General features: G+C 71.4%; 18 protein-coding genes. 13 read left to right on the top strand and 5 right to left on the bottom strand.

The window, feature by feature from the left end:
• Nucleotides 1–122: 122 nt before the first annotated feature.
• Both AC3EN4_RS07415 and AC3EN4_RS07410 read right to left on the bottom strand, forming a co-directional pair.
• Entirely contained in the window at nt 123–1,640 is a 1,518-nt protein-coding gene (locus tag AC3EN4_RS07415; RefSeq protein WP_435205177.1) for an aldehyde dehydrogenase family protein, read from the bottom strand.
• Nucleotides 1,637–2,875, bottom strand: a complete 1,239-nt coding sequence (locus tag AC3EN4_RS07410) for a fumarylacetoacetate hydrolase family protein (protein WP_435205175.1) — start codon at nt 2,873–2,875, stop codon at nt 1,637–1,639. Before AC3EN4_RS07410 ends, AC3EN4_RS07415 begins: the two co-directional genes overlap by 4 nt.
• Before the next feature lie 217 nt (nt 2,876–3,092).
• Here AC3EN4_RS07410 and AC3EN4_RS07405 point away from each other — a divergent pair, with 217 nt between their 5' ends.
• A complete protein-coding gene (locus tag AC3EN4_RS07405) occupies nt 3,093–3,881 on the top strand; it encodes an IclR family transcriptional regulator (RefSeq protein WP_435205174.1) in 789 nt (262 codons plus the stop codon).
• On the opposite strand, the gene AC3EN4_RS07400 is transcribed toward AC3EN4_RS07405, so the two are convergent.
• Together AC3EN4_RS07400 and AC3EN4_RS07395 are read right to left on the bottom strand one after the other, a co-directional pair.
• Nucleotides 3,830–4,369, bottom strand: coding sequence for a MarR family winged helix-turn-helix transcriptional regulator (locus tag AC3EN4_RS07400; protein ID WP_435205172.1), 540 nt, complete (start codon nt 4,367–4,369; stop codon nt 3,830–3,832). The two genes, AC3EN4_RS07405 and AC3EN4_RS07400, sit on opposite strands and share 52 nt — an antisense overlap.
• An 8-nt stretch (nt 4,370–4,377) precedes the next feature.
• On the bottom strand, nt 4,378–5,625 hold the full coding sequence (locus tag AC3EN4_RS07395; protein WP_435205171.1) for an FAD-dependent oxidoreductase: 1,248 nt from the start codon (nt 5,623–5,625) through the stop codon (nt 4,378–4,380).
• A gap of 99 nt (nt 5,626–5,724) precedes the next feature.
• Between AC3EN4_RS07395 and AC3EN4_RS07390 the strand changes: the two genes are divergently transcribed.
• The 12 genes from AC3EN4_RS07390 (at nt 5,725) to AC3EN4_RS07335 (ending at nt 22,965) form a co-directional block, all read left to right on the top strand.
• Nucleotides 5,725–8,679 carry an ATP-binding protein gene (locus tag AC3EN4_RS07390; protein WP_435205170.1) on the top strand — a complete coding sequence of 985 codons (2,955 nt, stop codon included), beginning with the start codon at nt 5,725–5,727 and terminating at the stop codon, nt 8,677–8,679.
• Nucleotides 8,680–8,760: 81 nt separating this feature from the next.
• Nucleotides 8,761–8,922, top strand: coding sequence for a hypothetical protein (locus AC3EN4_RS07385; RefSeq protein WP_422735532.1), 162 nt, complete (start codon nt 8,761–8,763; stop codon nt 8,920–8,922).
• A gap of 13 nt (nt 8,923–8,935) precedes the next feature.
• Entirely contained in the window at nt 8,936–15,124 is a 6,189-nt protein-coding gene (locus AC3EN4_RS07380) for a S8 family serine peptidase (RefSeq protein WP_435205169.1), read from the top strand.
• 125 nt (nt 15,125–15,249) lie between these two features.
• Nucleotides 15,250–15,867 carry a TetR/AcrR family transcriptional regulator gene (locus AC3EN4_RS07375; protein WP_435205168.1) on the top strand — a complete coding sequence of 206 codons (618 nt, stop codon included), beginning with the start codon at nt 15,250–15,252 and terminating at the stop codon, nt 15,865–15,867.
• Nucleotides 15,864–16,535, top strand: coding sequence for a VC0807 family protein (locus AC3EN4_RS07370; RefSeq protein ID WP_435205167.1), 672 nt, complete (start codon nt 15,864–15,866; stop codon nt 16,533–16,535). The genes AC3EN4_RS07375 and AC3EN4_RS07370 overlap by 4 nt, the downstream gene beginning before the upstream one ends.
• A complete protein-coding gene (locus AC3EN4_RS07365; RefSeq protein WP_435205166.1) occupies nt 16,532–17,380 on the top strand; it encodes a helix-turn-helix domain-containing protein in 849 nt (282 codons plus the stop codon). Before AC3EN4_RS07370 ends, AC3EN4_RS07365 begins: the two co-directional genes overlap by 4 nt.
• A gap of 53 nt (nt 17,381–17,433) precedes the next feature.
• Nucleotides 17,434–18,756 carry an FAD-binding oxidoreductase gene (locus AC3EN4_RS07360; protein WP_435205164.1) on the top strand — a complete coding sequence of 441 codons (1,323 nt, stop codon included), beginning with the start codon at nt 17,434–17,436 and terminating at the stop codon, nt 18,754–18,756.
• Between the two features lie 29 nt (nt 18,757–18,785).
• Nucleotides 18,786–19,379 (top strand): dihydrofolate reductase family protein, encoded by a 594-nt coding sequence (locus AC3EN4_RS07355; protein ID WP_435205163.1) that lies wholly within the window; start codon nt 18,786–18,788, stop codon nt 19,377–19,379.
• Nucleotides 19,376–20,296, top strand: a complete 921-nt coding sequence (locus AC3EN4_RS07350; RefSeq protein ID WP_435205162.1) for an NAD-dependent epimerase/dehydratase family protein — start codon at nt 19,376–19,378, stop codon at nt 20,294–20,296. Before AC3EN4_RS07355 ends, AC3EN4_RS07350 begins: the two co-directional genes overlap by 4 nt.
• A gap of 25 nt (nt 20,297–20,321) precedes the next feature.
• Nucleotides 20,322–20,705, top strand: a complete 384-nt coding sequence (locus tag AC3EN4_RS07345) for a PPOX class F420-dependent oxidoreductase (protein WP_435205161.1) — start codon at nt 20,322–20,324, stop codon at nt 20,703–20,705.
• A gap of 465 nt (nt 20,706–21,170) precedes the next feature.
• Nucleotides 21,171–22,472 carry a ricin-type beta-trefoil lectin domain protein gene (locus AC3EN4_RS07340; protein ID WP_435205276.1) on the top strand — a complete coding sequence of 434 codons (1,302 nt, stop codon included), beginning with the start codon at nt 21,171–21,173 and terminating at the stop codon, nt 22,470–22,472.
• A gap of 109 nt (nt 22,473–22,581) precedes the next feature.
• Nucleotides 22,582–22,965 carry a hypothetical protein gene (locus AC3EN4_RS07335; RefSeq protein ID WP_435205160.1) on the top strand — a complete coding sequence of 128 codons (384 nt, stop codon included), beginning with the start codon at nt 22,582–22,584 and terminating at the stop codon, nt 22,963–22,965.
• On the opposite strand, the gene AC3EN4_RS07330 is transcribed toward AC3EN4_RS07335, so the two are convergent.
• A complete protein-coding gene (locus AC3EN4_RS07330) occupies nt 22,925–23,353 on the bottom strand; it encodes a response regulator transcription factor (RefSeq protein WP_435205159.1) in 429 nt (142 codons plus the stop codon). The two genes, AC3EN4_RS07335 and AC3EN4_RS07330, sit on opposite strands and share 41 nt — an antisense overlap.
• Nucleotides 23,354–23,368: the final 15 nt, after the last annotated feature.

The raw sequence follows: 23,368 nt of genomic DNA, 5'->3' as shown, positions 1-23,368 counted from the left end.
AACAACGCCGTACGGGACTGCGGAATTGATGGCCGGATGCTCTGTCGGATCAATTTCGCTAACGAATTCACGCGTGCACCACGGGTGACGTCAGAACGAACCCGGGAGACGGTCAGGCGCGATTATTCGGCCGCTGGCGTCAACCTCCCGTCGACCCGGCGCGCAATGGTGGTGTAATCGTCGCGCAACTCCTCGGGAAGCACCCAGGCCGGTGCGTCCTGCCACGCCAGCGGCCGGAGGAACCGGCGGATCGACGTCGCGCCCACCGACGTGTGCACCGCGTTCGTCGACGGCCAGGGTCCGCCGTGGTGCTGGGCCCAGGACACCCGGACGCCGGTGGGATAGCCGTCGAAGACGATCCGGCCCGCCCGGGCGGAGAGCACGTCGACCAGCCGCCGGACGACGTGGGCGTCGTCCGCCGGGCCACGGTGGACCGAACCGGTCAGCGAGGGCGGAACGGTGTCCAGCGCGGCGTCGAGGTCGGCGACGTCGCCGTACCGGACCACGATCATGAGCGGGCCGAAACACTCGTCGGCGATCTCGGCGGTCAGCCCCTTCAGGTCGACCTCCAGGAGTCTCGGCGCGACGGCAAAGCCCGCTCCGGGCTCGACCTGCGGCCGGGCCGAGACCCGGGCGCCGGCCCGTTCGAACTCCGCCGCTCGGATCTCGTACGCGTCCCGGATGCGCTCGTTGAGCAGGACCGCGCCGCCCGCGCCGGCGACCCGCTCGCGCAGGCCGTCGACGAGCTGGTCGCCACCCCGACCGGCCGGGACGAACGCCAGGCCGGGTTTGGTGCAGAGCTGGCCGCCGGAGGCGGTGAAGGAGGTGAACAGGCCCTCGGCGATCCCCTCGGCCCGATCGGTGGCCGCGCCGGGCAGGACGACGATCGGGTTCACGCTGCTCAGCTCGGCGTACAGCGGAATCGGATCGGGTCGTTCGTCGATGGCCGCCTGGATGGCGCGGGCGGCGTTGACCGAACCCGTGAGCGCGGCGGCGCGGATCGCGGGGTGCCGCACCAGCGAACGGCCGGCCTGTTCCCCGTACACGATTCCGATGACGCCCTCGGGCCCGCCGAGGTCGCGGACCGCCGCTCCGATCGCGGCGGCCGACGCGTGCGAGGTCAGCGGGTGGGACGGGTGCGCCTTCAGGACGGTGGGGCAGCCGGCGGCGAGCGCGGCGGCCGTGTCACCGCCCGCGACCGAGAAGGCGAACGGGAAGTTGCTGGCCCCGAAGACGGCGACCGGTCCGAGAGGTACGAGCATCCGCCGCACGTCCGGGCCGGGCCCGAGCGGCGTGTCGGCGGCGTGGTCGATGGCCGCCTCGACGTACGCCCCGTCGCGGAGCACGTCGCCGAACATCCGGAACTGGACCGCGGCCCGGGTGAGTTCCGAGTCCAGCCGCGCGTGGGCGAGCCCGGTCTCCGTCTCGGCGGCCGCGACCAGGTCGGTCCGGCGGTCCTCGAGGGCGGCCGCGATCGCGTCCAGCAACTCCGCCCTGCCGCGTCGGCCCAGGTCGGTCAACCAGCGCGTCGCCCGGGACGCCTGGCCGGCGATCTCGTCCACCCGGGACTCGTCGGTCTCGGTGAGATCCGTCGCGCGACGCCTGCCGTCGCGGGGATCGACCGTGCTGACCACGTTCACAGCAGTCCTCTCCTTGCCAGATTGCCCATCAGGTCACGGACACCGAACTGCCAGGGTTCGCACTCCTGGGCGTGCCGCACCCGGTTGACCAGGGTGCCGAGCGCCGGGCAGCTGATCCGGACCACGTCGTCGACCTTGTGGGTGAAGCCCTCACCGGGGTGACCCCGGTCCTGGATGGGCGCGAACATGGTGCCGAGCATCAGGGCGGCGCCGTCGGGATAGTGGTGGTGCGGGCCGACGAGCTGACGCACCAGGTCCTCCGGGTCACGCGACATCTGCGTCATCTCCGAGACCGCCTCCAGCCGGAAGCCGTCCACCCCGTGGACCTCCAGGCGGACCTCGAGTTCGCGCACCCGTTCCATGCCGAACCGGTCGTCGAAGAGCCGGATCAGGGGGCCGAGGGCGCAGGAGGCGTTGTTGTCCTTCGCCAGCGGAAGCAGCAGCGCCGAGCGGCCCTCGATGTCGCGCAGGTTCACGTCGTTGCCGAGGGTGGCGCCGACGATCCGGCCGCTGGACTGGACGATGAGCGTGATCTCGGGTTCCGGGTTGTTCCAGGTCGACGCGGCGAGCACGCCGACGTCGACGGCGGTGCCGACGGCGGAGAGGACCTGCCCCTTGGTGAAGATCTCGGCGTCCGGACCGATCCCCACCTCGAGGTACTGGCTCCACATGCCCTCGGCGACCAGCAGGCTCTTGAGCCGGTCCGCCTCGACCGAGCCCGGTTCCAGGTGGTGCAGGTCGACACCGATGTCGGCGAACATCCGTTGCCGGATGTCCGCCGCGAGCGCCAGGTCGCCGCGGGCCCGCTCCTCGATGACCCGCTCGATCATCGAGACGGGGAAGGTCACGCCGGCGGCCTTGAGCGCCTGGAGGTCGACCGGGGCCAGCAGCCAGGGCCGGCCATTGTCGCGGGTGGCGACCGCCGTGTTGGCCAGGATCTCCGCGAAGTCCCCGACCCGTGCCCCGTCGAGCCCGGCCACGGTGGCGGCGGGGTCGGGCAGCTCGCAGATGTCCCGGACGGTCGGGAACCGGTGGCTCAGGTCGATGACCTCGCCGTCGCGGACGGCCACGGGGGTGGGACCACCGACGGACGGGTCCCAGATCCGGCCGATCAGGACACTGTCCGCGTCGTCCGGCAACGCCTCGGCGGCGGTTCCGGCCCAGTCCTCGCGTCGGGGTCCGCCGTCGGTGGTCAGCATCGGCCGCTCGTCGGTGGTCTCAGGACGCGAGGGCATGTCGGTCGCCGTCGTTCGTCGCCCCGGCGAAGCCGATACGAGCGCACCGCTTACCCATCGTCGCTCCACCGTTACGAGTCGGAGTCACGTTCATAAATTGCAACGATCGTAGCGACATGTGCAACGTTGTCAAGTGGCGGTTGCGTATCGCGTCATCTACATTGCACATGATGCAACGACACCGGCGATGCCGCGCCGTACGAGGGGAGACAGAGCCTTGGCGCAATCGATCCGCCGCGCGATCGACCTCATCCGTCGGTCGGCCGAACGACCGCTGTCCCTGACCGAGGCCGCAGACGTGCTCGGCGTCCACAAGTCCACGGCGCTTCGGATACTGCACACCCTGGAGTCGGCGCGCTTCGTCCGCCGTACCGGCGCGGGCACCTACGTGCTCGGCAGCGGGCTGATCGAGCTGGCGGACCTCGCGCTCGGCTCGATGGACCTGCGCCAGCCGGCCGCCGCGCACCTGCGTACGCTGCAACGCGAGACCGGCCACACCGTGCACCTGGCCCAGCTGACCGGTGACGAGATCATCTACATCGACAAGGTGGACAGTCCGGCGTTCGACGCCGTCAAGCTCCCCTCCCGGGTCGGGCGCGCCGTGTCGATCTACGCGAGCGCCGTGGGCAAGACCATCCTGGCGTACCTGCCCCGCCAGGACCGCGAGCGGCTGCTCTCCCACGTCGTGTTCGAGCGGTTCACCGACACCACCTTCGCCGACCGCGACGCGCTCGACGCCGAACTCGCCGACATCCAGGAACGCGGCTGGGCCGTGGACAACGGTGAGCACGACACCTACGTGATGTGCGTGGCCGCCCCGATCAGGGATTCCCGGGGGCAGGTCATCGCCGCCGTCTCGATCACGGCGATCGAGGTCATCGCCAACCTCGACGAGCTGAAGGGCAACCTGCCGCTGCTCCTGGAGACCGCCAACCAGATCTCGTACGAGATCGGCTACCCGCGGCCCTTCGTCGACCCGGACGGCGACGGCCGGTCCGCGCCCTGACCTCGGGTGCGCCGCGCGGTGTCGCCCTCGCGGAGGCGGTCCAACTCGGCGAGGTACATCGCCTGCATGCGGTCGTAGTGCCGGACCAGCATCGTGACCTCCTCGGCGCTGTAGCCCTCGACGAGCCGCTCGGCCCGCTCGGCGAACCGCTCGTACGGTCGCGTCAGCTCGGCCGCCCGCTCCGGACGCAGGGTGACGATCACCCGCCGTCGGTCCGCCGGATCGCGCTCGGCGGTCACGTAGCCCGCCTGCTGGAGCCGGCGCAGCATGCTGGTGACCGCCCCGGTGGTGAGGTTGGTCCGCTCGGCGACCTGCCCCGCCGTGGCGGAACCGACGTCCGCCAGGTGGTCCAGGCACTCCAGGTCGCTCACGGTCAGCCCCAGCCGCTCGGCGATGGCGTACCGGAACACCATGGACAGCCGGGACATCTCCCGTCCGGCGCGCATGAGGTCGGCGATCGCGGACGCACGGGCCGGCACCTGGGACATGCCCGCAATCATGCCTCCGGCACGGTCACCCGGTGCAGCCGAGGTAACACCCGGGTCAGCACCCAGTGTGGTGCGGCCGCGCCCCCGGTGAGACGGCGCATCAGCCGGCCGGCGGTGTCGACGGCGCGGAAGGCGTAGGGGACCATCTCGTCCTGGTAGGCGGCGATCGCCTCCTCCACCGCCCGGCCGGTCGCCCGGGCCTCGAGCAGCCGGCGGCCGAGCAGTGCGGCGTCGCGGAGCGCGGTGTTGCCGCCGTGGGCGCCGAACGGCGGCATGACGTGCACGGCATCGCCCATCATCGTGGCCCGGGGCACCGCCCAGCGCCGGGGACGCCGGCCGGTGGCGAAGAGGTTGAGCACCGTGGCGTCCAACTCGGCGGTGGCGACCAGCCGTCGGATGAGCGGGTGGAAGTCGGTGCTCAGCCCGGCGGCCAGTCGCCAGAGCGCGAGCAGGTCGCCACGGACGCCGATGGGCACCTCCCCCTGCCCCAGCAGCAGTCCCCACATCACGTAGTCGTCGCCGGTGGGCGCGTAGCTGCCCGGCGCCAGCCGGGCGAACGCCTCCCGTGGCCGCTCACCGAAACGCATCGGGGTGAAGAAGAACGCGCGGCCGGGTCGATCGGCGATGGCCAGCACGCCGCTGCTGCGCAGCGCGTCCGGGATCATGCTCTCGCCGTTGCGGTGCAGCGGTGACCGGCCGTAGATGCCCGCCAGCGGCGCGGTCGCGGGGGCCGCGTCCGGCATGAGCTGCGCCCGTAGCGCCGAGCCGACGCCGTCCGCGCCCACGACGACGGTCGCCGAGACGGACCCGCCATCGGAGAACCGCAGTCGCAGCCCGGCCGGACCGCCACTGTCCACCGCGACCGCCTGCTTGCCGTAGTGGATCCGCCCGTCCAGCCCGGTCTGCAGGATCGAGCGCAGCGTCAGCCGGTCGACCTGGCGGGTGGCGTACGGCTCGTCCTTGAAGGTGATGGTGAACGCGTCCCGCAGTCGGCTGTCGGTGAAGCGCAGGTGTCCGCCGGGCTCGTCGCCGGTGGTCAGCGCCAGGTTGTACAGCGGGCGGGGCAGGCTCTCGCGCAACGCCGCCAGGCCGTGGCGGTCGAGGATGATCCGGTAGCCCTGTCGCCGCACGAAGGGGCCGGGGTCCCGCTCGTAGACGTGCGCGTCGATGCCGGCTCGGGTGAGGTACTGGGCGAGGCAGAGGCCGGAGAGGCCGGCGCCGGCGATAGCCACCGAGAAGTTCGTCGATATGCCCATGCGGATTATCTTAATGACTAAGATGATTTCCGCAAGATGGCCCGCGTCCCGCCCGACGGCGGTCTTGTGCCCGGGCACCGAAAAACGAGATCATCACGCATGCTCGACCCCTCGAACGAGGACGACGGGACCGCACCAACCGTCTCCACCCCGCGCTTTGTGGGGCGTGACCGGGAGCTGACGGCACTACGGGGCGCCCTGGCCCAGCCACCGGCGATCGTGCTGGTGGAGGGCGAGGCGGGGATCGGCAAGAGCCGGCTGCTGCGCGAGTGGCTCAGCACGCCGGCCCAGCGCACCGCCCTGGTGTCGGTGTGCCCACCGCTGCGCGAGTCGCTGACGTTGGGGCCCATCGTCGACGCGTTCCACGGAATCGACGGTCCGGTGTCGCAGCTGCGGCTCACCGCGCTCGCCGGCGCGTTGCGGCCGCTGTTCCCCGAGTGGTCGGCGAACCTGCCGCCCGCGCTGCCACCCCTGGACGACGCGAAGGCGGCCCGGCACCGCCTGTTCCGCGCCCTGGACGAGCTGCTGCGGGCGCTGCGGGTCGACGTCCTCGTCCTCGAGGACGCGCACTGGGCCGACGAGGTGACCCTGGAGTTCCTGCTGTTCGTCATCTCCCGACAGCAGTCGGACGGACCGAGCCTGGTCATCTCCTATCGACCCGAGGAGGTCGGCGACGGGTCGCTGTTGCTGCGGCTGACGTCCCGACTGCCCGCCGGCGTGACCCAACTGCGGATCGCCCTCGCGCCCATGCGACCCGACGACACGGCGGCGCTGGTCTCCTCGATGCTGGACGGCAACCCGATCTCGCAGGAGTTCACGACGTTCATGCACGAACGGACCGGCGGCGTCCCGCTGGCACTGGAGGAGTCGGTCCGTCTCATGTGCGATCGGGCCGACCTCGTCTTCCGCGACGGCCAGTGGGTCCGGCTGAAGCTGCGCGAACTACAGGTGCCGCCCACGGTGCGCGACTCCACCCGGGAACGGGTGAGCCGCCTGTCGTCCACGGCGCAGCAGGCGTTGCGCGCCGCGGCGACGTTGGCGGACCGGTCCTCGGTGGCGACGATCGCGCTGACCGCCGGCCTGTCACCGGGCGAGTGCCGGACCGCCATCGCCGAGGCGGCCAGTGCCGGCGTCCTGGACGGAGACGACCGTGGCAGGTGGCGGTTCCGGCACGTCCTGGCCGCCACCGCGGTCTACGAGTCGATCCCACTGACCGACCGCAGGCACGTCCACCTGCTGGCCGGTCGCGCCCTGGAGCAGGTACACCCACCGCCCGTGGCACGCCTCGCCCACCACTTCCGCGAGGCCGGCGAGATCCCTTCCTGGGCGCGGTACGCCGAACAGGGCGCCGAGTTGGCCATCGCCTCGGGCGACCACACCAAGGCGGTCGACCTGCTGGTCGACCTGCTGTCGTGGGCCGTGCTGCCACCAGCGGACCGGGCGCGGGTCGCCCGCATCGCCGGGGTCGCCGCGCTGGGCCGCCGGGAACAGGTCGACCAGGTCTACCACCGGGTGGTCCGGACGCTGCGCTCGGTGCTGGAGAGCCCGGGCCTCTCCGCCCGGCAGCAGGCCGAGATCCGCAATCCCCTGGGTCGGCTCCTGATCACCGGAGGTGAGGCGCAGGCCGCCCTCGGCGAGCTGGAGCAGGCGGTGGCCAACCTCGACCATGACCCGGTCGAGGCGGCCCGGGCGATGACCTACCTCGGTTGGGCCTACGCCGGACCGTGGCCCGCCGCCACCCACCGCCGATGGCTGGACCGCGCCGCCGACCTCACCGCCCAGATCGACTCCCCCGCCGAGCGGCTGAACCTGGCCGGCAACCGCGCGGCGGCGTTGCTCATGCTGGGCGAGCAGGAGGCCTGGGACGTCGTCGCCGACCTGCCCCTGGGTGGCACGACCCCGGCCGAGCGTCTCGACGTGGCCCGCATCCACGCGAACGTCGGCACCGGCGCGCTGATCTGGGGCCGGTACGCCGACGCGGCGGAACACCTCGACGTGGCCATGCGCCTCGCCGAGGCCGAGCAGGCGTCCCGGTTGCAGCACAACGTCCGACTCGAACAGGCCAACCTGGCGTGGCTCACCGGTCGGTGGGACGGCCTGGCCCAGGCGAGCGCGGCCCTCGCCGACGCCGACCGGGACCGGCCGGCGCACTACCTGGGCAGCATCCGCCTCGCGGCCCGGCTGGCGGCGGCCGCCGGACGGCGGCGGGCCGCCGAGGAGCAGTTCCGACTGGTCCTCGAGGAGTCGGCCCGGCTCGGCGCGGCCGACGACACGATGGAGGCCGCCGCGGCGCTGGCCAGACTGTGGCTGGCGGACGGCAACAGCGGCCGGGCGCTGCGGATCACCAACGAGCCGATGGACACCGTGCGGCGCAAGGGCATCTGGATCTGGGCGACGGACCTTGTTCCCGCCCGGGTCGAGGCGCACCTCGCCGCCGATGACCTGGCGGCCGCGACCCGTCTGACCGACCAGTTCGCCAGAGGACTGCGTGGCCGTACGGCGCCTGCGCCACGCGCCGCGCTCACCGTGTGTCGTGCCCTGCTGCTCGCCGCGACCGGGGACCACGCCCGCGCGGCCACGGCGTACGCCCGGGCGGCGGGCGCCTGGAGCGCCCTGCCGCGCCCGTACGACGCGATGCGCGCACGCGAACGGCAGGCCGAGGCGATCATCGCGCAGGGCCGCACCGACCAGGGCCGCGAACTGCTGGCGGCACAGTACGAGCAGCTGTTCCGGCTCGGCGCCCGCGGCGACGCGGACCGGGTCGCACAACGGCTCCGCGAGCACGGCGCCGAGGTGCCCCGCCTGTGGCGCGGCGGCCGACGTGGGTACGGGGACCAGCTCTCCCCTCGCGAACTCGACGTGGTCCAACTGGTCGTCGCGGGCAAGACGAACCGGGAGATCAGCCGGATCCTGGCCAAGTCTCCGGCCACGGTGGACCAGCAGCTCCGCGCCGCGATGCGCAAGCTGAAGGTGAGCAGCCGGACCGCGCTCGCGGTCAAGGCGGTGGAGGCCGGCGTGTTCGCCGAGGACGAATCCCTCGACAACGCCTCGTGAATTTTGACGTATCCACCGGATAGCTAACGTCACCCGGCTGGGCCGAGCATGACTCCATGATCCATAGCCGGTGGGCAATGCATGCCTGAGCGATCCGTCGTGCCCGACGACTCCGCCGTCGAGCACCAGCCGCCGTCCGAGCGGCTCGGCGAATCGCGCGTCACCGCGCGCGACGCCTCCGACGTACCCGACGCCGACGCCGCCGTCGACCACGCGAGCCACGACCCCTACCAACCCCTGTAGGCGAAGGACCCCCATGAGACTCACAGCCCTCGCGGCAACACTTGCCGCAGCGGTCGGCCTGAGCGCGCTCCAGCCCATACCGGCGTCCGCCGCCGAGCCGGATCCCGGCACGGCGGCCAAGATCGCACCGACCCTGAAGGACCGCTTCCGCACCCAGCCGGCCGCCGACTTCTGGATCACCTTCGACAGCAAGGCCGACCTCGCGCCGGCGGAGAAGATCGCCGACTGGACCGCCCGTGGCCAGTTCGTCTACGACGCCCTGACCGCGGCGTCGAAGAAGTCCCTGGCCGCCGTCTCCACCGACCTCGACCGCGCCAAGGTGACGTACACCCCCTACCCGATCGCCAACGCCGTACTCGTCAAGGGCGGCACCGAGAAGCTCGCCCTCGACGTGGCCGCGCGGGTGCAGGTCGCCGAGATCCACGCGACGCCCCAGGTCGCCCTGGTCCAGCCGGTGGAGAAGAAGCTCCCCGCCGACCAGACCGCCCGACCCGCCGCCCCGAAGGCCGGCGCGGCCGACACCGTCACCTGGGGTCTCGAGGCCATCCACGCCCCGCAGGCGTGGGCCATGGGCGCGACCGGCGCGGGCATCACCGTGTCCAACCTCGACTCGGGCGTCCAGTTCGACCACCCCGCCCTGGCCCGCCAGTACCGGGGCGCGAAGCCGGACGGCACCGTCGACCACAACTACAACTGGATGGCCACCCGGGGCTCGTGCGCGAGCGCACCGTGCGACGACAACGGACACGGCACGCACACCATGGGCACCATGGTCGGCGTCGACGGCGCCGACCACGTCGGCGTCGCCCCGGACGCGCAGTGGATCGCCACGAACGGCTGCTGCGACAGCACCGGCGTCGAGTCGCTGCTGCGCTCCGGCTGGTGGCTGCTCGCCCCGACCGACCTCCAGGGGAACAACCCCGACCCGTCCAAGCGCCCGCACGTGGTCAACAACTCGTGGGGCCAGACCGTCGAGCACGACTTCGACGACTTCTTCCAGGCCATCGACGAGGCCTGGACCGCCGCGGGCATGTTCAGCACCTGGTCGTCGGGGAACACCTCGCCGTACGCGGCCTGTGACACGGTCTCCTCGCCGGGTTCCGCGGCGAGCGCCTACTCGGTGGGCGCGTACGCCGAGGACGGCACGCTCGCGCTGTTCTCCCGCAAGGGCGAGGGTGAGGGCGGCCGGATCAAGCCCGAAATCTCCGCGCCGGGTGTCAGCGTGCGCTCGTCCTACCCGAACAACAGCTACGTCGAGATGGCCGGTACGTCGATGGCGGCACCGCACGTCGCCGGTGCCGTGGCGGCGCTCTGGAGCTACGACCCGACCCTGATCGGGCAGGTCGACGAGACCCGTCGCCTGCTCGCCGAGTCGGCCACCGACGTCGACGACACCGAGTGCGGTGGCACCGCCGAGGTCAACAACAAGTACGGCGAGGGCCGGCTCGACCTGGTCCGCCTGCTGGAACTCGCGCCCCGCAAGGGCGGCACCCTCACCGGTGTCGTCACCGCCAACGGCGCCCCGGTCCCCGCCGCCGACGTGACGATCAGCGGGCCGTTCAGCCGGTCGATCGGCACCGACAAGGACGGCCGGTTCACCACCAACCTGCCGGTGGGCGACTACCAGCTCAGCACCAAGGTGTTCGGCTACCTGACCGCGACCGCCACCGTCACGATCGCCCAGGGCCAGAACAGCTCCGTCACGCTGCCGCTCACCGCCGCCGCGACGCACGACATCAGCGGCCGGGTCGTCGACGACAAGAAGCGGCCCGTGCCGAACGCCGACGTGGCGATCCGGGACACGCCGCTGAAGCCGGTACGCACGGACGCCACCGGCGCGTTCACCATCACCTCCGTCCCCGAGGGCACGTACAAGCTGACCGTGACGCCCAACTCCTGCTTCTCCCCCACGATGCTCCCGCTGACGGTGGGCGCGCACAACGAGTCACCGGAGATCCCGGTCGGGCTCGTCGTCGACAAGGGCGGCTACAGCTGCGCCGTCACCGAGGGCGAGTACCTGCGCGGCACCGAGCCGGTCACGTTCGGCAGCGGTGTGTGGGCGACGGTGCAGCTGCCGTTCCCGATCGCGCTCTACAACGGCAGCCACGACACCCTCGGCGTCGGCCTGCGCGGCATCATCGCTCCGGACGGCAGCACCGGCCCCGGCTACGGCGGCGCGGGCGCCTTCCCGTTCTACCTGGAGAGTCCCGTCGAGTTCGCCCCGGGCGGCGGTGTCTTCACGGCCGCCACGAAGGTCAACGGTGAGGACGCGTTCGTCGTCGAGTACCGCAAGACCAAGCTCTGGGCCTACCCCATCCGCTCGGAGTACACCGCACCGGTCAACTTCTCGGCCACGTTCACCCGCTCCGGCACGATCATCTTCGGGTACGGCGACGGCGTCGGCTCGGACGACCCGGTGACCGCCGGCGCGACCGGCGTCACCGGCATCCAGGGCTGGGCCGGCGTCGACGGCATCCGGTTCTCCGACCACGCCCCGGTGCTGCGCGACGGCCTGATCGTCACCTACGACCTGCCGGACTTCGGGTACCTCGACGCGACCGTCGTGGACCAGAACGACGGGCTGCCGGTGGCCGGCGCCAAGGTCTCCTTCAGCACCAGGGACGGGCTCGTGGAGACGGTCACCACCAACGGGACGGGCATCGTGCACCGCCAGCTCCCGGTCGGTGACTACACCATGACCGTCGAGGCGCCGAACTACCCGACTCAGGCGTACCCCTTCTCGCTCGACAAGCTCTACGCGCGAGCGAAGGTCGACGCCCGGCTGACCACGGGTGTCGCCGGCCTGAAGGCCGACGGCCTCGAGACGCTGCTGGGTACCGACCAGAACGGCGTGGGTTCGCTGACGCTGACCAACACCGGCTCCGCCCCGCTCACGTACACCCTGGGTGAGGCCGCGCGGCACCCCGAGCTCGACGCCGCCGGCGCCACCGCGCGCACCGGCACGGGTGCGGCCAGCACGATCGACCTCGCCGGTTGGAAGGCCGGTGCGAGCGGCGGCATGAAGCCGTCGAACGCCGATGGCGCGACGGCCGCGTCGAGCGCCGCGGAGGCGCAGGCGGCGGCCAAGGTCGGCGCGACCTCCGGCGGCGATGTGATCACTCGGATCCCCATCCCCGGCAAGGTCGGGGAGAAGGTGCCCACCGGCGTCGGCTACGACGGCGACGTCTGGGTCCACGACTACGAGGCGCGGACGAACACCGCCTACACGGTGACCGGGAAGAAGACCGGCAAGGTCTTCGACGCGGCGTGGAACCCCGACTACCGGGCCTTCGACATGGCGCTGGACACCAGGACCGGTGACATGTGCCAGATGGAGGACAGCCCGGCCAGCTTCATCCACTGCTTCAACCGGGACACCGGCAAGGAGACGAGGCAGATCAAGGGTGACTTCGTCACCTCGCAGCTGACCGGTCTCGCCTACAACCCGGCCAAGGACGTCTTCTACGTCGGTGGCCGGCGGAACGGCAAGATCGGGACCGTGGCCGGTACGTCGCACGACAAGCCGGGCGCGCTGCTGTCCTACTGCACCCCGCCGCTGCCCGAGATCATCGGCCTGGCCTACAACCAGGCGTCGGACACCATCTGGTACACCGACCTCACCTCGAACCGGCCCACCCGCCTGCTGCAGGTCGACCCCGACGACTGCTCGCTGGTGAACGCGTGGTGGTTCCCGGGCAAGAAGACGAACCAGGGTGGCGGCCTGGAGACCGACTCGACCGGCGCGCTGTGGGCGGTCGATCAGGTCGCCGACGACGTCGTCCTCGTCGACGTCGAGGACGACCTGCTCACCGACCTGCCGTGGCTGTCGCTCTCCTCGACCGGGGGCACCCTCGCCCCGGGGCAGTCGACGACCGTCCGGGTCTCGATCTCCTCGAAGGGCGTCAAGCCCGGCGTCCAGGGCGCGAACATCGTGGTCCGCTCCGACTCCGGACGTCAGTCCAAGAGCTACGTGCCGGTGACGCTGACCACCACGAAGTACCAGGTCGGCGTCAACGCCGGCGGTGCGACGTTCACCGACGGCACCGGCTACACCTGGTCCGCCGACCAGCCGGCCAACAAGAAGGCCTGGGGGTACGAGGGCAGGACGAAGGTCACCTCCACGATGGCCGGGATCGCCGGCACGACGGACGACCTGCTGTTCCAGTCCCAGCGCAGCACGGCGGAGCGGCAGTTGTTCTACCGCTTCCCGGACGCGCCCAAGGGCACCTACGCGATCGACTTCGGCTTCGCCGAGATCGACAAGGTGGCCAAGGGCAAGCGGGTGTTCGACGTCCTCGTGAACGGCACCCTGACGGACTACGCGTACGACCCGACCGCGGCCGTGGGGCCGAACGCCGCCGACTGGCGCAAGGCCGTGGTGCAGCACGAGGGCGGTCCGCTGACCGTGGAGCTGCGGGGCTCGAAGGGGCTGAAGGCCCCGAGCATCGCCGCGCTGCGGGTGACGCTCGACCCGCGGGCGGACGCGGTGGACCCGGACCCCGAGCCCGAGCAGCCGGACCCGGGTCCGGTACCGGTGGCCCCCGCCGGTCGCTCGTACTCGATGAAGGTGACCGAAGGGCTCTACCGCCAGGGCACCCAGGAGTCCGGGTGGCGGGGCGACGAGCTGTGCGGTCCGCTGTTCTTCGACGCCGACTACCTCCAGCCGTTCTACGACACGGCCTGGGACGGTGTGTGCGTCACGACGAACGGCTCGCTGTCCTTCGACCGCGCCGCCGTGTGGTCCACCAACACGGAGCTGCCGTCGGCGGGCACGCCGGTCGACGCGATCTATCCGTTCTGGGACGACCTCGTCGTCGACGACGAGGCGGGCATCTACCTCGGCACCACCGAGGTGGACGGGGTGCCCGCACAGGTCATCGAGTGGCGCAACGTCACCTTCTACAGCGACCAGACCGCGCGGGTGAGCTTCTCGGTCACCCTGGTCGCCGACGGACGGATCCAGATCGGCTACGGCGACGGCGTCGGCGGCGACAACCCCCTCACCAAGGGCTCGTCGGCGACGGTCGGCGTGGAGAGCTTGAACCGCAACCCCGCGAGCCAGTTCTCCTTCAACCAGCCGGTCCTGAAGGCCGGCCTGGGCCTGGAGTACACCCTCCCGGCCGCGGGCACGATCGAGGGAACGGTCACCGACAAGAACGACAACAAGCCGATCGAAGGAGCGATCGTCACGCTCAAGGGACCGGCCGGTGAGCGGGTCATCACCACCGACATGAAGGGCCGGTGGAAGGCCCAGGCGCTGATCGGCGGGAACACGGTGCAGGTGGAGGCGCCGAACTACGTCACCACCAGCCACAACGTGACCATCGCCAGGAAGGACCAGGCCGAGGTGGTCGACACGGCGCTGACCACGGGCGTCGCCACCGTCTCCGGAGAGGACATCGACTGGCTGCTCGACAAGGGCCAGAAGGCGACGGCCGAGGTGACCGTCACCAACACCGGTTCCGCACCGCTCGAGGTGCGGGTCAGCGAGCAGCAGCGCACCAGCGACGGTGGGCACGAGGCCGCCGACCTGCCGTGGCTGACCCTCACGGGCCCGGCCGCGACCGGCCCGGTCACGCTCGCCGCCGGCACGTCCACCACGGTCACGGTGACGGGCGACAACGCCGGCCTCAAGCCCGGCGTGCTCGTCGGGGACGTGCTCGTGGCGTCCAACGCCGGCAAGGGCGAGAGCCAGCTCACGCCGGTCCGCCTGGCGACGTCCGCCTACCTCAAGGGCGTCGACGCGGGCGGGTCCGGGTACGTCGACGCCTCGGGCTTCTTCTGGGCACCCGACCAGGCACTCGGCTCACGGGCCTGGGGCTACGTCGGCGGCAAGGCACACACCACCAAGGCCGACATCGCCGGTACGACTGACGACGCGCTGTTCCGCACCCAGCGGACCGGCGAGACGTTCAGCTACGTGTTCAAGAACGCCCCCGCCGGGACGTACCGGATCGGCCTCGACTTCGCCGAGCTCGAGAAGGTGAAGGCCGGCAAGCGTGCCTTCGACGTGCTCGCCGACGGCAAGGTCGTGCTCTACGACCACGACGTGCAGGCGAAGGTGGGTGCGCTGACCGTCGACGCGAACACGGTTACGGTCGAGCACACCGGTGGTGACCTGACCATCCAGTTCACCCGGGAGAAGGGCGAGGGCGATCCGATCCTCAACGCGCTGAAGGTGCAGGAGGACCCGCGCCACTGAGATAGCCGCGCACTGGTCAGAGCCTCCCCGGCGACGTCGCGGGGAGGCTCTGACAGTTGTCGGCACGCGCCGCGCCGACCCCTACGCCCTTGACGGGAAGCCGACCTTCTGCTGCTATTTTATCCGTGCAGATAACACCGGAGGTTGATCGGAAGACGCGGATTCTCGAGGCGTTCGTCGAGTTGCTGGCCGAGCACGGCTACGCGGGGGCCACGTTCGCGCGGATCGTCGTGACGGCGCGACTCAGCAGCACACGGCTCATCACGTACCACTACGACACCAAGCAGGAGTTGGTCGCCGCGGCGTTGCGCCACATCGGCGAGCGGGCACAGCAGTACATGGTCCCGGCGATCGAGGCCGAGTCGTCGGCGCGCGGCAAGCTCGCCGCGTACCTGCGCTCGAATCTCCGCTTCCTCGGCGAACGACCGGCGTACGCCCGCGCGGCCGTCGAGATAGTCCGCAACCTGCCCAGGGACGCGGCGGATGCGGATGTTCGCGAGGACGTACCCGTGCTGCTGCTGGCGCAGCTCTTCGTCACCGGCCAGGAGTCCGGGGAACTGCGCCGGTTCGACCCGGTCGTCATGGCGGCGACGGTCCGTGCGGCCGTCGATGCGGCCGTCGAGCGGTTCGCCTGCGGCGAGGGCATGGACCTGGTCGCCTACGCGGAGGAGTTGTGCGGGCTCTTCGACCGCGCGATCGCGGCGTACCCGACCCCGGGAGACCTCGGCGAGGTGCTGTCGTGAGGCCGGTCCGGAACGACGCCCAGCCGACGCCGACTGCCGCCGGGCGTCCGGGACAGGGCGCACGCCGCGCTCTGGCCGGACGAATCGTCGTCGACGTGGTCCTGCCCCTGCTCGTCTACTACGCGCTTCGCGCCCTGGGCGCCGGTGTGCTGGCCGCCACCCTCGCCGCGGGGGCGGTTCCCGCGGCGAACGCCGCCCTGGTCGCCGCCCGCAGCCGCCGGATCGACGTCGCGGGTCTCGTCGTCGTCAGCCTGTTCCTGGCGGGGGGCGCGCTGAGCGTGGTGACCGGGGACGCACGGCTGCTGTACGTCAAGGACGGCTGGCTCACCGGCCTGCTCGGGGCGTGGGTGCTGCTGTCGCTGACCATGAAGCGGCCGTTCATGCTCCACCTCGGCACGGTCATCGCCACGGCAAAGGTCGGTGCTGCCGGCGCCGCCGCGTGGCAGCAGCGCTGGACCGACGATCCCGTCTTCCGGCGCCGACTGCGCCTGGTGAGTGTGGTGGTCGGCGTCGTGCTGATGCTGGACGCGCTGGTCCGCGTCGCGATCGCCATGGTGGTCGACCTCGACGTGGTCGCGACGCTCACCAACGTGCAGTACGTCGTCATGCTCGCCGGCCTCCTGTCCTGGTTCTTCTGGTACACGGCCCGGCACGGGCTGCGCTCGTGAGCCCGAAGACGCGTACGACCGCGTCCTACGTCGAGCTCGCCCCGGCGCCGGGGCTGGTCGACCACGTTCGGACGGTGTGGGTGCAGACGACCGGGACGGTGCCCTACGTGCAGCGGCACCTGCCCACCGGTGGCGCGGAGCTGCACTGGCCGATCGGTGGGCCGCCCCGGCTGCTCGGCCCGTTGACGGGTCCCTGGGTCGAGGTGATCCCGGCAGCGACGACCCTGCTGGGCGTGCGGTTCCACCCCGGGGTGCCCCTACTGATACCCGGTGGCGTCGGGGACCTGCTCGACCAGCGGGTCTCACTCGACCAGCTCGGTCACCGATGGGTGGACCGCCTGGGTGGGGCGATCGCCGGCGCGGCCACGCCGCGGGCAGCGCTGCGTGTCCTGCAGGACTTCCTGCTGCACCGCGTACGGACCGCCGCTCCGGATCCGCTCGTCCGCGCGGCGGTGCGGTTGCTTATGCCCTGGACGTCGCGCGACGTCGGCGCGGTCGCCGACCACCTCGGACTGTCGGCGAGCCAGTTCCGGCGTCGCTGCCGATGGGCGGTGGGAACAGGGCCGAAATCGTTGCAGCGGACGCTGCGGTTCCAGGGTTTCCTCGCGTTGGCGCAGGCGGGCGCGACCGCGACGGGACGCCGTGGGGCCGACGGGATGGCGGGACTCGCGATTGACGTGGGGTACGCGGACCAGGCCCACCTGAGCCGGGAGGTACGCCGCCTCACCGGGTTGACACCGGGCGGGCTGCTCGGTGCCGACGTCGACAGGTGCTCGTGCGGTCACGACCACACCGCGTCGTACGCGCCGTTTCTCGTGGGCCGCCGTCCACGGGTACCCCGGTGAGGGTGCGCGATTCGTTCAAGACCGGCGAGCGGGACGCTCGATAACGTCGCCCCGTGATCGACCGGTATCCACTCCGCCTGCCCGGGGACTTCGACGGTGAGGTGCTCACCCGCGACCAGGCCGGATACGACAGTGCGCGTCGACCGGTCGGCTCTGCCGGCGCGGCACGGCGACCTCTCGTCGTACTGCGGTGCCGGTCCGAGCGTGACGTCGCCGCGGCTCTCGGGTACGCGCGTGACACCGGCATCGCCCTCGCGGTACGCGGCGGAGGACACTGCTTCGCCGGCCGGTCGTCCACCGACGGCATCCTGATCGACGTCTCCGGGTTGCGGGGCGTCGACCTGTCCGACGACGGGACCGTGACGGTCGGCGCCGGGGTACGCCTCGGTCAACTCTACGGCGCGCTGCACTCCCGTGGACGGACGTTACCCGCGGGGTGCGGCGCGACGGTCGGTGTCGCGGGACTCGTCCTCGGGGGCGGCATCGGGCTGCTCGGGCGGCGTCACGGCCTGACGTGCGACCGGCTGGTGGCAGCGACGGTCGTCCTCGCCGACGGCAGTGTGGTCGACTGCGACGAACACCGCGACCCCGAGCTGTTCTGGGCGTTGCGCGGGGCCGGCGGTGGGCAGTTCGGCGTCGTCACCTCCCTGCGCCTCGCCACCGTCACCGAGCCGTTGACCGCCCGGGTCGTCCTCACCTGCCCCGACGGTGATCCGGCCCGGGTCGTCGCATCGTGGCAGGCGTCGGCACCGGACGCGCCGGACGACATCTCGACGGCCCTCGAACTCACCGGCGAACCGGGCCGAGGCGTCCGCGTGGTCGCGTCGGGAATCGCGGTGGACGCCGCCCGCGCCGGCGCGTGGCTACGCGACCTTGCCCGTGACTCGGGTGCCGGCGCCCGGCTGTCCGTGGCCGACCCCGTGCCCTTCACCCTCGCCAAGTGGGCGTCGGCCGATCCCCGTCAGGACGTCGGTGACGGCCGCCTGCGGTCGGAGTACTTCGCACGGCCCATCCCACCCGATGTCGTCACCGACCTGCTCGCGCTGCTGACCTCGGGCGACACCGGGCACCACAGGCGACTCACGTTCACCCCGATGGGCGGCGCCTACAACCGTGTCGGCCCGGCGGACACCGCATTCGTGCACCGACGCGAGCGGTACCTGCTGGAGCACGTCGGCCATCGGGGCGACCCCTGGGTCGACGAGTCGTGGACGCTCGCCCACCCGCACTCGTCACACCGCGTCTACCCCAACTTCCCCGACCCCCTGCTCGACCGGCCGGCGGACGCCTACTGGGGTACCAACCACGCCCGACTGGCCGCCGTCAAACAGTCCTACGACCCACAGCACCTGTTCGGCTTCCCGCAATCCCTCTGAGGTGTCCGACAACCACCGAAAGGCGATCCATGAGCAAGGTCCTCGCAGCACTGTCGGTCTCGGTCGACGGGTACATCACCGGCCGCGACCCGGGCCCCCGACGCGGACTCGGCGACGGTGGCATGCTGTTCGACTGGTACTTCGACGGTGACACTCCGAGCGCGGTGATCGACGGGTTCCGGCTCAGCGCCCCCAGCGCCCGCGTCTTCGACGCGGCCGCGGCACGGGTGGGCGCGAGCCTGGCCGGGCGCAACACCTACGACGACTCCGGCTGGGACACCGGCGGCACCCCGCACCCGAACGCGCCGCTCGTGGTGCTCAGCCACCGGCCGCTGCCCGCCACGCACCCCCGTCAGACTCTGGTGACCAGCGGCATCGCCGAGGCCGTGGAGACGGCCCGCCGCCTGGCCGGCGACAAGGACGTGGCTCTCATGGGCGGCGGGGTGACCACCGCCGCGCTGGCCGCGGGTCTGGTCGACGAACTGATCCTGCACCAGCGGCCGGTGTTGCTGGGCGCCGGCCGGCCGTACTTCCAGACCCTGTCCGCGCCGGTCGAGCTTCGCCTGATCGAGGCCGTCGCCGCACCGGCCGTGACCCACCTGCACTACGAGGTGGTCCGATGATCCTCGTGACCGGCGGCCTCGGCATGATCGGCGCGCAGACCGCCCGCGCCCTGACGGAGCTCGGCCACGCCGTTGTCGCGACCGCGCACCGGCGGACCGAACGCCCGACGTTCCTGCCTGACGACGTCGTCGTTGAACGACTCGACGTCACCGACCCCGCCGCGGTGGCGGCTCTCGGCGACCGGTACCGGATCACCGACATCGTTCACCTGGCCGGCAGCATCCCCGGCGAGGACCGGGTGGCGTACTTCCGTGCCGACACCGCCGGCCTGCTCACCATGCTCGACGCCGCGCGCGCCTGGCGCGTACGGCGTTTCGCCGTCGCCGGCAGCCTCGGCTCCTACCTGGGCCGCGGTGACGTCCCCTGGCACGAAGACCTGGCCCTGCCCACCGCGCCGGCGCCGCACCCGATCATCGCGTTCAAGAAGGCGGTCGAACCACTGACCACGAACGCTTTACAGGGCACGGAAACCGAGGGGGTCGTGCTCCGCATCGGCAGCACCTGGGGACCGCTCATGGACCCGGCGACACCGTTCAACGCGATCCCGCCCTACATCAGCGCCGTGCTGCGTGGCGAACGCCCCGCGGCCGTATACGCCCAGGACGGCGGGGACTTCTGCTACGCGCCGGACGCCGGACGCGCGATCGCCATGCTCATCACCGCCGACACCCTCGCCCACGACGTCTACAACGTCTCGAGCGGACAGCCCTTCACCAATGGGCAGCTCGTCGACGCCGTACGCGCGGCCGTTCCGCACGCGCGGCTCGAGGTGGTCGACGGACGCCGGGCCGGCCCGGGGCGCGATCCCTACCTCGACATCTCCCGGCTCCGCGCCGACACCGGGTTCAACCCAACCTTCAACCTCACCACCGCAGTCGCCGACTACGTCGCCTGGCGGACCCACCACGATCGCTGACCACCACACCCGGGGAGAGACAACCGTGCTGCATCCCGACATCCGCCGCGTGCTCGACGAAGCACCGATCGCCCACCTCGCCACCGTCCTACCGGACGGCTCACCGCACGCGACTCCCGTGTACGTCGGTACGCACGGCGACCACATCGTCATATTCACCGGGCCCGGCAAGCGCAAAGCGCGCAACCTACGCCGCGACCCGCGCCTCGCGTTGTCCGTCGCACCGGCCGACGACCCGTTCACCCCGGTCGCCGTACGTGGCCGCGTCGTCGCCTGGATCGACGGCGACGCCGGCTGGTCGATCATCGACCGTATCGTCGCCAAGTACACCGACGGGACCTACCCGCGCGACCACGAACGCGTGGTCGCCGTCATCGAGCCTGATCACCAGATCATCGGCATCCGCTGACGCCCTACCGGCCGGCCCGTACGGCTGTTCCCGGCAGCCACCGGAACGCCGCGCGGGCCGCTCCTGCGCTCACGGACGGACCGTCGAGCGGCCGGCCATGACATTGACACATTTCCCTGCCTGATCTAGCGTCGGAGCGAATCGATTCGACCTCGGACCGGATGCTCCGGCATCCTCCGACGGCCGATCGCGTGGTGTTCGGGCGAACGTGGTGACCACCGACGATTCGACGGCAGCCCGGTCCCGCACGGCGGCGAGACCAGTGACGGGCAGCCGTGGCCCGAGCCGGCCGTCCTCGTGGGCACCTCACGTCTTCAGGGTTTCTCGGCGGCGAGCCCGGTGGACGGGGTGACCGACGGTGACGGGGCGCGCGTTCGTCGCACACCCCTTCCACCTGAACAAGGAGATCCAGCTGTGCCACTCCGCAGACTGTCCGCCCCCTGGTTGGGGGCAGCACTGGCGGCCATGCTCCTGATCGCCGTCGGCACGTACGTCGTCAGCACCGTCACTCCGGCCGCCGCGGCCACCACCGCCGGCTGCGGCAAAGCACCGGGGCTGACCAGCGGCACCCACACCATCCAGAGCGGCGGGAAGAGCCGCAGCTTCATCCTTCGGCTACCCGACAGCTACAACAACACCTACGCCCACCGGCTGGCCTTCGGCTTCCACTGGTTGGGCGGCACCGCCAGCCAGGTCGCGTCGGGTGGGACCGACGGCGCGCCGTGGGCCTACTACGGCATGCTCTCGCAGGCGAACAACACCACGATCTTCGTGGCCCCGCAGGGCCTCAACAACGGCTGGGGCAACGCCAACGGTGAGGACGTCACCTTCACCGACGACATGGTCCGCGTGATCGAGAACGCCCTCTGCGTCGACACGACACAACTCTTCTCCGTCGGGTTCAGCTACGGCGGCGCGATGAGCTACTCGTTGGCGTGTTCCCGGCCGACGGTGTTCCGCGCCGTCGCGGCCATCGCCGCCCCGGGTGCGATCAGCGGATGCAGCGGCGGCACCCAGCCCGTGGCGTACCTGGGTATCCACGGCATCAACGACAACATCCCGAACGGCCGGGCGTTGCGCGACAGGTTCGTCCGCAACAACGGCTGCGCCGCACAGAACCCGCCCGAGCCCGCGGCGGGCAGCCGGACCCACATCACCACCGCCTACTCCTGCCAGCCCGGCTACCCGGTGCTCTGGGCCGCGTTCGACGGCGGCCACCAGCAGGGCCCGGTCGACGGGTGCGCCGGCTGCGAGAGCGGCGCGCGGAGCTGGGTCAAGCAGGAGGTGTGGAACTTCTTCGCCCAGTTCGGCGGCGGCACCCCGCCCACCACTCCCCCGCCCACCACTCCCCCGCCCACGACCCCGCCACCCGGCCAGCAGAACGTGCTGATCGCGGGCAACCAGTCCGGCCGATGCGTGGACGTGCCCAACTCCAGCACGGCCAACGGCGCCCGCCCGCAGCTGTGGGACTGCCACGGTGGCACCAACCAGCGCTGGACCTTCACCGCCAACCGCACCCTGACCGTCTACGGCAACAAGTGCCTCGACGCCAGCGGCGGGGGCCGCACCAACGGCACCGCTGTGATCATCTGGGACTGCAACGGCCAGGCCAACCAGCAGTGGAGCCTGAACGCCAACGGCACCATCACCGGGGTCCAGTCGGGCCTCTGCCTCGACGCCGTCAGCTCCGGTACGGCCAACGGCACCCAACTGCACCTCTGGTCCTGCCACGGTGGCGCCAACCAGCAGTGGAGCACGCGCAACTAGCCACGACGCCCAACGCGCGCCGCTCGGGGTTCCGTCCCGGGCGGCGCGCGTCCCGCGCCGGCTGCCGACCGGGTACGCGTCGCGGGTGGCCCGGTGAAGAATGCTTCCTGTGGCGAACACCGATGCGCGCAGGCGCTGGCGGGAACACCAGCTCGCACAGCGGCGTGACCCGTTCCGTCCCGATGTCGCCCAGGGGGACGTCGAGGGATTCACGCTGGTGCGTCCGGACGGTTCCGTGACGGCCGAGGTCGTCCACGTCCAGTGGCTGGACAACCACCCGGCGGGTCCCGACACGCATGTCACCGTCTCGTTCGCGGACGGGTCGAACGTGCAGTTCGCGTTCGACACCCCGGTCGTCAAGGTGCGAGCGGTCGATCTGCGGACGTTCAATCGTGACGACCTGCGTCCGGCAGCGCCGTCCGGATGGGGAGCGGACGTCGGCCGCTGGGGCGTCACAGGTGAGGGCGAGCCGCCAGTTCTCGACGTGAGGTGATGTCGAGTTTGCGGAAGATCTTGCGTAGGTGGTAGTCCACCGTGCTCGGGCTGATGAACATCTGTGCCGCCACCTCCCGGTTGGACGCGCCCTCCGAGACCCGGCGCGCGATGTCGCGCTCCTGGCCGGTCAGTCGGCAGCTCTGGGCGAAGCGATCGGTCGTGTCGCGGCGGTTCAGTCTGCTGCGGAGTTCGCGGCGGGATGCGACGTTCAGCCTGTGGAACACTCCACGCAGATGGTGTTTGACGGTGTGTGGGCTGATGACCAGGTGTCGTGCGACCTCGACGTTGGTGGAGCCTGCCGCCACCAGCAGGGCGATCTGTTCCTGTCGAGGGGTCAGCGTCGCACCCGAAAGAATTCGGGCGGGCTCGGCTGGGGCGCGGTGCATCGTGCTCCTCGGGCG

Source organism: Micromonospora sp. bgisy143, assembly GCF_057708145.1.
Note: the sequence above shows the minus strand (reverse complement) of the source record. Positions and strands in the feature narration are given on the sequence as shown.

Bases quoted from the DNA above. Each gene is read 5' to 3' on its own strand.
- AC3EN4_RS07410 (WP_435205175.1), bottom strand. From the start codon at position 2,875: ATGCCCTCGCGTCCTGAGACCACCGACGAGCGGCCGATGCTGACCACC.
- AC3EN4_RS07400 (WP_435205172.1), bottom strand. From the start codon at position 4,369: ATGTCCCAGGTGCCGGCCCGTGCGTCCGCGATCGCCGACCTCATGCGC.
- AC3EN4_RS07395 (WP_435205171.1), bottom strand. From the start codon at position 5,625: ATGGGCATATCGACGAACTTCTCGGTGGCTATCGCCGGCGCCGGCCTC.
- AC3EN4_RS07390 (WP_435205170.1), top strand. From the start codon at position 5,725: ATGCTCGACCCCTCGAACGAGGACGACGGGACCGCACCAACCGTCTCC.
- AC3EN4_RS07385 (WP_422735532.1), top strand. From the start codon at position 8,761: ATGCCTGAGCGATCCGTCGTGCCCGACGACTCCGCCGTCGAGCACCAG.
- AC3EN4_RS07380 (WP_435205169.1), top strand. From the start codon at position 8,936: ATGAGACTCACAGCCCTCGCGGCAACACTTGCCGCAGCGGTCGGCCTG.
- AC3EN4_RS07355 (WP_435205163.1), top strand. From the start codon at position 18,786: ATGAGCAAGGTCCTCGCAGCACTGTCGGTCTCGGTCGACGGGTACATC.
- AC3EN4_RS07350 (WP_435205162.1), top strand. From the start codon at position 19,376: ATGATCCTCGTGACCGGCGGCCTCGGCATGATCGGCGCGCAGACCGCC.
- AC3EN4_RS07340 (WP_435205276.1), top strand. From the start codon at position 21,171: ATGCTCCTGATCGCCGTCGGCACGTACGTCGTCAGCACCGTCACTCCG.
- AC3EN4_RS07330 (WP_435205159.1), bottom strand. From the start codon at position 23,353: ATGCACCGCGCCCCAGCCGAGCCCGCCCGAATTCTTTCGGGTGCGACG.